The sequence below is a fragment of the Arcicella sp. LKC2W genome, from assembly GCF_034931005.1.
GTDB lineage: Bacteria > Bacteroidota > Bacteroidia > Cytophagales > Spirosomataceae > Arcicella.
Window position 1 is genome coordinate 259,321 of record NZ_JAYGIN010000007.1, and the last position, 8,977, is coordinate 268,297.

Annotated in this window: 9 protein-coding genes; 1 reads left to right on the top strand and 8 read right to left on the bottom strand. The window is 37.2% G+C overall.

The features are described 5' to 3' along the window. Positions 1 to 3 precede the first annotated feature (3 nt). The 8 genes from VB796_RS08255 to ccoS form a co-directional block, all read right to left on the bottom strand. Positions 4 to 1,644 (bottom strand): PAS domain-containing sensor histidine kinase, encoded by a 1,641-nt coding sequence (locus VB796_RS08255; protein WP_323346050.1) that lies wholly within the window; start codon positions 1,642 to 1,644, stop codon positions 4 to 6. Further along, positions 1,620 to 2,333, bottom strand: coding sequence for a sulfite exporter TauE/SafE family protein (locus VB796_RS08260; RefSeq protein ID WP_323346051.1), 714 nt, complete (start codon positions 2,331 to 2,333; stop codon positions 1,620 to 1,622). Before VB796_RS08260 ends, VB796_RS08255 begins: the two co-directional genes overlap by 25 nt. Positions 2,334 to 2,566: 233 nt before the next feature. Continuing rightward, positions 2,567 to 2,992 carry a FixH family protein gene (locus tag VB796_RS08265; protein WP_323346052.1) on the bottom strand — a complete coding sequence of 142 codons (426 nt, stop codon included), beginning with the start codon at positions 2,990 to 2,992 and terminating at the stop codon, positions 2,567 to 2,569. Between the two features lie 245 nt (positions 2,993 to 3,237). Next, positions 3,238 to 4,665, bottom strand: a complete 1,428-nt coding sequence (gene ccoG / locus VB796_RS08270; RefSeq protein WP_323346053.1) for a cytochrome c oxidase accessory protein CcoG — start codon at positions 4,663 to 4,665, stop codon at positions 3,238 to 3,240. A 274-nt stretch (positions 4,666 to 4,939) separates the two neighbouring features. Then, positions 4,940 to 5,791: a cbb3-type cytochrome c oxidase N-terminal domain-containing protein gene (locus VB796_RS08275; RefSeq protein WP_323346054.1), complete on the bottom strand. Its 852-nt coding sequence runs from the start codon at positions 5,789 to 5,791 to the stop codon at positions 4,940 to 4,942. Then, positions 5,788 to 5,964: a hypothetical protein gene (locus VB796_RS08280; RefSeq protein WP_170117751.1), complete on the bottom strand. Its 177-nt coding sequence runs from the start codon at positions 5,962 to 5,964 to the stop codon at positions 5,788 to 5,790. Before VB796_RS08280 ends, VB796_RS08275 begins: the two co-directional genes overlap by 4 nt. Before the next feature lie 176 nt (positions 5,965 to 6,140). Next, entirely contained in the window at positions 6,141 to 8,273 is a 2,133-nt protein-coding gene (gene ccoN, locus VB796_RS08285; protein WP_323346055.1) for a cytochrome-c oxidase, cbb3-type subunit I, read from the bottom strand. A gap of 84 nt (positions 8,274 to 8,357) precedes the next feature. Beyond that, entirely contained in the window at positions 8,358 to 8,570 is a 213-nt protein-coding gene (gene ccoS, locus VB796_RS08290) for a cbb3-type cytochrome oxidase assembly protein CcoS (RefSeq protein ID WP_323346056.1), read from the bottom strand. 33 nt (positions 8,571 to 8,603) lie between these two features. Between ccoS and VB796_RS08295 the strand changes: the two genes are divergently transcribed. Next, positions 8,604 to 8,807, top strand: a complete 204-nt coding sequence (locus VB796_RS08295; protein WP_323346057.1) for a hypothetical protein — start codon at positions 8,604 to 8,606, stop codon at positions 8,805 to 8,807. The last annotated feature ends 170 nt before the right edge of the window (positions 8,808 to 8,977 follow it).

Genomic DNA, 8,977 nt, shown 5'->3' on the forward strand with positions numbered 1-8,977 from the left:
TTGTTAAGATTTTATGGTAACGGTAAAGGTTGTCCCCACGTTTAACTCGCTTTCTACGGTAACTTTTCCGTTGAGCAATTCGGCATAACGAGCCACGATATGCAAGCCCAAACCTGTTCCTTGAATATTGGTTACGTTTGCTCCTCTGAAAAAACGGTCAAATAAATGCTTTTGGTCTTCTGCCGAAATTCCAATGCCTTTGTCTGAAACTTTCAGAACTAAGGAATCCATTTGAAAATCCGTTATAACATCAATCGTTGAATTTTCGGTTGAAAATTTCAGAGCATTTGAACAAAGATTAATAATGATTTTACGTAATAAAGATTTATCCAACTTGACGATTGAATCACCTGAATGTTGATAGTTGATTTTTTGCCCTTTGCGGGTAATACTTGTTAAATCGATGATACATTCTTGCATCAATTCTGGTAAATCAAAGGCACTCATTTTTGTTTCTATTTTACCTTCTTCTAATTTGCCGACTGATAAAAATTCCTCTAAAATATCGGTTAAATTTCCCACCGCCGCTTTGATGCGTTGCGTGTGGCGTTCTCGCTTATCTTGTTCTTCGGTTTTTGGGTATTTTTCAATCAATGATGCCGCAGATTGTATAGCCGTCAAAGGTGTTCTAAACTCATGAGAAGCCATTGAAACAAATCGAGATTTTAATTCGCCTAATTCTTTTTCTTTGTTTAATGCAATTTCTAACTCTAATTTAGAACGTTCTAAACTTTTGAGCGTTTCCACTAACGCATTTGTTCTATTGACGACCTCTTTCTCCAAACTATCATTCAATTTCTTGATTTCAGAGTTTTTATTGAGCAAATCTGTTTCTGCTTTTTTCTTGAAAGTAGTATCGTTAATAAATGAAATATAATAAGGCGTATCTCCCGATTTAAAATGACTCAAACTAATCTCAACGGGGAATAATGACCCATCTTTTCTTCTGCCATTTAAGTCTAAACCAACACCCATTGCTCTATCTTGCGGTTTTTGGGTGTAGCTTTGATAGGTTTTTTGATGTTGTTCTTTGATATTTTGAGGAATTAAAATATCTAATTGATTTCCCATCAGTTCACCTCTTTGGTAGCCAAAAAGTACATCTGCAAAATGATTAGATAGTACAATTTTTCCTTCACGATTTACCATGATGATACCGATAGCTGCGTGCATGAAAAGTGCTTCAAAGCGGTTTTCTTCATCTCTAACTTGTTGCTCTGTTTTTTTGCGAGAAGAAATATCTGTTATTCTAACGAAGTAATGCGGAATGCCTAAATCTTGGAATAATGAAATTTGTAGATTTCCCCAAAATTCATCTTTTACACGATTTTCAAAAATGATTTCTTCCGACCAAACTTTGTTATTCATCAAATGCTCAGCTATTTCTGAATGCTCTTTGATACTAAGTTTATCCTTTCTGAAACCGTGTGGAAAAACCTTTTTGAAGTCTTCTAAATCAGTAACGCAAAGCATATTTAGCCCAGTTTGATTGATAAACTCAAACTCATGCGTATTAACATTATACACGCCCATAAATGAAGGAGTATTTTCAAATACAGTTGCTAAAAGTGCTTGACTAACTGGAAGATTCATAAATGGATTTAATGATGAATTGTCTATTAATTCTTTTTGATGGTATGGCATACTGGAATTGTACGAGTAGCCGTTTGCTTTTCAAATTTAGGACTAAGGTAAGGAATCCCCAAATTTAACCCACGAACAACAAAGAAAATAGCCAGACAAAAAGTATAAATGGGTAGAAATTTGTTGATTTTCTGACGAAGGTTGAGGCTTAAAAATTTGGGAAGAATACTCACTGAAAACATCATCGGAGCTGTTCCTAAACCAAATAATGCCATAAAAATGGCTCCTTGTGTCGGTGTTGATGATGCCGCTGCTCCTGCGAGTGCCACATATACTAACCCGCAGGGCAATAAACCATTGAGTATTCCCAAAACAAGAAAGCCTATGGGCGATTGAATTGGAAAAACTTTACGAAATGAGTTGGTTAAATAATGGGTAATTTTTTGGAAAGGACTCCATGCAACAATGCGGTTTGGAAAAATGAAAAGAAATACCAATAAACCCATAAAAATGGAAAATTGTTGTTGGAAACCTGCGACAAAAAAAGAACTACCAAAATACCCAAAAGCCATTCCTAAAGTGCTGTAAGTGAGAATTCTACCTGCATTATAAAGAATTCGGCTAAGGGTAGCTTGAAAAAACGATAGCTTTCCGACTGGCAAGGCAAGGGCAATTGGTCCACACATCCCCACGCAATGGAAACTCCCTGCCAAACCAGTCATGAAAGCTATTGAATATAAAATGTTCATTTTTTGTATTTAGTCATTGAGTGAATTGTGAGTTGGTGAGTTGTGATTATGGAATCTTAATATTTGGAATTATCTACTATTCGTTTCACAACCGCCGACAGGGCGAAAAGCCGCTGTCAGGGTTGAGTCCGAAACCCTGACAGCGGCTTTTCGCCCTGTCGGCGGTTTACTTTCTTGCGACAAATAGACAAATAGTAGATAGTTCGGTTAATATTCACAATTCACTCAATCACTCATTTAATTATCAATTCATCTTCTAAATAATACTCACTTCTACCATCCGTCCATGTCACTTGTACTTTCCAATATCCTTTCTGCATTTTTTGGGTGGAATAATCAAAAGTGGTTGTTTTTTGAATGGGTATCGTAAAATCCAAACCTTTATCAGATGGACGAAAGAAAGTGATTTCTCCTTTGTTCACGGGTGTTGGGAATCCAATTCTTAACACTTGGTTTTCGGGTGAATAAGTCATGACTTTATTGTTTTTAAAAGTAGCTGAATTATTTACACGGTCGATTTGCTGTTGAAAATCAATTTCTTTCTGATAATAATTCGTCCTGACCAAATCCACTTTGGCAGTTGCCATTTTGTACGCCATCGTCCCAACAAATGAGGCGAATACTACAAAACTCAATACAATTGATTTTCCCCAGTTCATGATTTTATTTGTTTAAGATATTTGGAAATAGGTTTTAGCCACAAAGGCACGAAGACAAAAAGAATTTTGTTTAAAATCTTTAATATTTAAAATACTTGGTTGATTAACGCAGGTAGGGTTCAAACCCTGTCTGCGTTAGCCCCAAATTCTTAGAGCCTTCGTGGCAAAAAAAAATCAACTTAGAGCCTTCGTGTCTTCGTGGCAAAAAATTTCAACTTAGAGCCTTCGTGTCTTCGTGGCAAAACTCAATCCTGAATAGGCCCAAGAAATTTCGTTTTTACCACATCAATGATTTTACCTTCTGATATTACCTCTATCTCCAATTTTACACTACTTTCTTTCAATGATTTTGTCGGTAGAATAATGAAAAATGACGATTCGGCTACTTCTCCCGACTGTACCATTAAAGATTTCCCAATCATTTTTATTTGACCATTATTCCCTTTTAAGTGGAATTGTACAGGTATTTTTTGATAACTTTTGTTCAGCACTTGTACATTGTAAAGGTTGCTAACGGTGCCGTCTTTACTTTCTTGGTAAGTAAGTCCTGGAGCTCTTAAAATGGTGGTTTCAACCATATTACGAGTGATTAATAAAAATCCTAAAATGCCTAAAAGTGCTACTAAAACAAGTGAATAAGCGGCAATTCTACCGCTGAATTTTAGTTTCTTTTTCTGCTCAATGCCTTCAACAGAAGCATAACGAATCAGTCCACGAGGCTCTTCGATTTTGTCCATTACTTCGTCGCAAGCATCAATACAAGCGGTGCAACCAATACATTCCAATTGCGTACCATTACGAATGTCAATGCCTGTTGGACAAACCTGAACGCATATTTTACAGTCAATACAAGAACCGTGGACGGGTTCATTTTTAGCAAGAGCCACTTCTTTTTCGGTAGCAGTTTGGTGCTTCCCTCTGATTTCCCCACGAATAAAATCATAAGCCACAACGATAGATTTTTTGTCTAACATCACGCCTTGTAAACGTCCGTAAGGGCAAACCACAATACAAACTAATTCACGAAAACGAGCAAATACGAAGTAGAAAACCGCTGTAAAAATGATGATTGAAAACAAGCCTACAAGATGATTGAGTGGATTATCAAAAATCACGGCTAATAATGCTTTTTTCCCAATCAAATACGCCAAAAATACATTCGCAATCAGAAAAGAAAGCACAACAAAAATGAAATGTTTGAGCGTTTTCTTCCAAATTTTTTCAGTCGTCCAAGGCTGAGTGTCTAATCGTCTTTGTGCGTTGTGGTCGCCTTCAATCAGAATTTCAACTTTCCGAAAAAGCATTTCCATGAAAATAGTTTGTGGACAAGCCCATCCGCACCAAACTCTACCGAAAATCACTGTAAACAGGATAATGAAAACAATAAAAGTTAGTAATCCAATAGCAACTAAATGAAAATCTTGGGGGAAAAATGTTACCCCAAAAAAGATAAATCGACGTTCCAAAACATTGAATAGAAATATCGGATGTCCGTCCACTTCTACCCAAGGCAAACCCAATAAAAGACCTAACAAAAGCCACGAAAAATAAGTACGCAACTTGTAAAATTGACCCGCCACAATGCGAGGATAAATCCAGATTCTCTTCCCTGTTTGCGTTACATTGGATAAATGGTCTCGGTAATTGGTGGTATCTATTTTAGCTGGTTTCATGACTAATTTGGTGATTGAGTGAGTTGTGATTTAGTGATTTATTTCACTGATAATCATTTGCATAAATCTGTAAAAATGTTTCGGAATTATGTACTTATTAATGCAAGATGAAATTTTGACCATATTAACCGCTGACAGGGTGAAAAACCGCCGTCAGGGGTCTGAATCCAAAACCCTGACGGCGGTTTTTCACCCCGTCAGCGGTTCTGCATTAATAGGTATATAGTTCCGAAATGTTTTGTAGAAATTATTACTTATGACTTTTCACTAAATCTTATTTCGCTACATACTTATCACCTTGCGGTTCTTTGGGGTTTGCTGGTTTTGTTCCTTGTAAAGTGCTGATATAACTCACTACGTGTTGTACTTGAATTGGATTCAATGACTTTTTCCAAGAAATCATCCCTTTTTCTGGTACACCTTCTGTAATGGTATGGAAAATATCTTTGGTTGAACCTCCGTGTAACCAAAACTCATCCGTCAAGTTTGGTCCTACAATTCCTTGACCTTTATCTCCGTGACAAGCCACACAGTTTTGCGTATAAATTTTGCTGCCATCTTCCAACGATTTTGCATCAGTTAATACTTTTACGTTGTTTTCATTGACAGAATTGGCAAATTTTTTCATGTATAATTCATGAGCTTTATCTGCAATGGCTATTTCTTCGGAGTATTCGTTGGTCATAATTTGTCCATTACCAACAATGTGAAAAGCGAATAAATAAACGACCGCAAAGACAATACTTGAATAAAAAAGATACATAAACCACGGTGGCGTTGGGTTGTCTAACTCTGAAATTCCGTCAAATTCATGCTCAATCATCATGTCTTTTTCCATCGACAATGGCTTCAAACTCCAGAATTTCTGCCAAAAAGTTCGGCTTTCCATTGCTTGCGTATAAGCTGAATCTTCTTGCTCTTTAGGTTTTAAAAGCACTTTGACAAAATTTTGTAATGTGATTGTTACCACTAATAAAATGATACACATTACAAACAAAGCACTGATTAAAAGAACCTCGTAAAACGTTAATTCTGAGGTGGTTGCTAACAGGATTTGTTTATTAAAAACGGCTCCATTCATTGCGGATGACGACAATAATAATGGAAGTATAAATATCTTTTTCATCTGATAATGGTTTGTTCTTCGTTGAGTGGTAAATGACTCATGTAGGTAAGGTGCTTTTTGTCGATAATGAATAAATAAGTACCTACCAAAAGAAAGAATACAAAAAATATGAGGAGGGAAGTAATCATTGGAATGTCTGCTCCTTGCATTTTATCAATAAATTGTTTGAACATGGCTTTGTTTGGTTTTGGCACGCAGATGAGGCAGATGCTTCGCAACGCAGATTTATATAGATTTTTAGCTTTTAACTATCGTAATCTTTCTTTTTAAAAAAATAATCTGATTTGATATTAAAATCTGCAAAAATCTGCGTTGCGAAGCATCTGTGTCATCTGCGTGCCATTGGTGACTACTGTTGTCCTTTCTTAATATCCGTTCCTAAACGTTGTAAATACGCAATCAAGGCAACGATTTCTTTGTCAGGAGCAACTTTGATTTTCTCTTTTGCCAAATTATCAGAAATTGCTTTTGCTTGTTCTGCTAAATCAATATTGGCATTTTTGATAGCGTAATCGTCATAAGGAACGCCCAAAGTTTTCATCGCTCTCAATTTGTCTTGCGTATTAGAAACATTCAATTTTTGTTCTAATAACCACTCATAAGGAGGCATGATTGAACCTGGTGACATCGACGTTGGGTCTCTCATGTGGTGGTAGTGCCAAGAATCTGGATATTTACCGCCTTCACGATGCAAATCTGGTCCAGTTCTTTTTGAGCCCCACAAGAATGGGTGGTCATACACAAATTCACCTGCTTTTGAATATTCTCCGTAACGTTCTGTCTCTGAACGGAATGGACGAATCATCTGACTGTGACACGAAACACAACCTTCACGGATGTATAAATCTCTACCTTGTAATTCTAACGGCGTATATGGTTGTACCGAAGCAATCGTTGGAACGTTTGACTGAACCATGAAAGTTGGGATAATCTCAATCATACCACCAATGGCAACAACTACAAACGACCAAAATAGCATTTGTAAAGGTTTCCGTTCAACCCATTTGTGCCAGTGCGAATCGCTACCTTCGGCAATAAATACTTTTTCCAGAGCGGGAGCTTGTGCTGCTTCGTTGGCGATTAATTTACCCACTAACATCGTTTTGAAAATGTTATATGCACCAATTAAAGCACCCGATAAGTAGAATAATCCACCCAAAGCTCTCAAATAATACATTGGAATAACTTGTAAAGTCGTTTCCAAGAAACTGCCGTATTTTAAGTTTCCTTCGGCAGTAAACTCTTTCCACATCATTCCTTGCGTAAATCCTGAGATATACATCGGTACTGCCCAGAATAAAATCCCTAATGTTCCTAACCAGAAGTGAGCATTCATCAATTTTTTAGAGAACATCTCATTCCCGTACATTTTCGGAACGATATAATACATTACCGCAAATGAAAGGAAGCCATTCCAACCTAACGCACCCACGTGTACGTGTGCAGGAATCCAGTCGGTATAGTGAGCAATAGCGTTGATGTTTTTCAATGAAAGCATTGGCCCTTCAAAAGTTGCCATACCGTAAGCCGTAACCCCAACCACCATCATTTTTAATCTTGGGTCTTCACGAACTTTGTCCCAAGCTCCACGAAGCGTAAGCAAACCATTAATCATACCTCCCCAAGACGGAGCAATCAACATAATTGAAAATACCGTTCCTAATGACTGAGCCCAGTCTGGTAAACTTGTATAAAGTAAGTGGTGAGGCCCTGCCCAGATGTATAAGAAAATCAACGACCAAAAGTGTAAGATTGATAATTTGTAAGAATAAACAGGACGATTAGCCATTTTAGGCAAATAATAGTACATCAATCCTAAGAACGGAGTTGTCAAGAAAAATGCCACCGCATTGTGTCCGTACCACCATTGCACCAAAGCATCTTGCACACCTGCGTACAATGAATAACTTTTAGTGAGAGAAACTGGAATTGCCAAAGAGTTGACAATGTGTAACATCGCAACGGTAACGAAGGTAGCGATATAAAACCAGATGGCTACATACAAGTGACGCTCACGACGTTTGAAAATTGTACCGAACATATTAATACCAAATATTACCCAAATAAGGGCAATGGCAATATCAATTGGCCATTCTAATTCTGCATATTCTTTAGAAGTGCTTAATCCTAAAGGTAAGGTAATTGCTGCCGATAAAATGATTAATTGCCAACCCCAAAAGTGTATTTTTGATAGTAAATCGCTATAAAGACGAGCTTTACAAAGACGTTGCAGAGAATAATAAATTCCAGCAAAAATGGCGTTACCGACGAAGGCAAAAATAACTGCATTGGTATGCAATGCCCGAATACGGCCAAAGGTAAAATACTGTGTAATATTGGCAGCAGGCAAAAAAAGTTGGGTGGCAATCAATAAACCTACCAGTAACCCAACTATGGCAAAAATTATGGAGGCAAGGGCAAAATTTCGGACGATTGTATTGTCGTACTCAAAATGTTCTACGTTTGTATTAATGGCTGACATCGTGATAGATTTTAGTTAAACTTCTCAAAATCAATTAATTTCATTGCTTTGCAACGATTACAATCTTTACTACACTTACACTTTTTAGGCTCGTGAGTGGTGGTGGGTTGTATTGGTTCTTTCATCGTGATAATATGTTGATTCAGTTTTAGTTAGCGTTTCATCTTCCAAAAGTATTCGCATGGCTGGCGTGTGGAGGTCATCATTTTGTCCTTTGCTCATTGCCCAGAAAAAAGCTGCTAAAAAGCCTAAGGCCATCAGCAAACTCACGCCAATCATAAAATAGATAATTTGCATCGGCTGAAATAGTAATTTGTTTCTACAAAATTGATGGAAACAATCAGGAAGTCACATGAGGAGAATCAGCGAAGAAGGGGGGATGTATCAGTCAGAAAACTGACGAATGTCATAATGGAGGAATTGGGTACTGGTGGATTGGTTATTGGGGATTGGTTATTGGTGGATTGGTTACTGGTGGATTGGTTATTGGTGGATTGGTTATTGGGGATTGAACTATATTTTTTGTCGAACTGAATCCTAAAATCCTCCAATCTAAAAAATAATAGTTCAGAAGGAGAGGATTAACTAATAATCAACGGAATTATGTACTTAAAAATGCAAATGCAAATTTGACCCAAATTAACCGCTGACGGGGTGAAAAACCGCCGTCAGGGTCTTCTTCCGTAACCCTGACGGCGGTTTTT

Coding starts and splice junctions, on each gene's coding strand:
- VB796_RS08260 (WP_323346051.1), bottom strand. CDS start 2,333: ATGAACATTTTATATTCAATAGCTTTCATGACTGGTTTGGCAGGGAGT.
- VB796_RS08265 (WP_323346052.1), bottom strand. CDS start 2,992: ATGAACTGGGGAAAATCAATTGTATTGAGTTTTGTAGTATTCGCCTCA.
- VB796_RS08275 (WP_323346054.1), bottom strand. CDS start 5,791: ATGAAAAAGATATTTATACTTCCATTATTATTGTCGTCATCCGCAATG.
- VB796_RS08295 (WP_323346057.1), top strand. CDS start 8,604: ATGGAAACAATCAGGAAGTCACATGAGGAGAATCAGCGAAGAAGGGGG.
- ccoS (WP_323346056.1), bottom strand. CDS start 8,570: ATGCAAATTATCTATTTTATGATTGGCGTGAGTTTGCTGATGGCCTTA.
- ccoG (WP_323346053.1), bottom strand. CDS start 4,665: ATGAAACCAGCTAAAATAGATACCACCAATTACCGAGACCATTTATCC.
- VB796_RS08255 (WP_323346050.1), bottom strand. CDS start 1,644: ATGCCATACCATCAAAAAGAATTAATAGACAATTCATCATTAAATCCA.
- VB796_RS08280 (WP_170117751.1), bottom strand. CDS start 5,964: ATGTTCAAACAATTTATTGATAAAATGCAAGGAGCAGACATTCCAATG.
- ccoN (WP_323346055.1), bottom strand. CDS start 8,273: ATGTCAGCCATTAATACAAACGTAGAACATTTTGAGTACGACAATACA.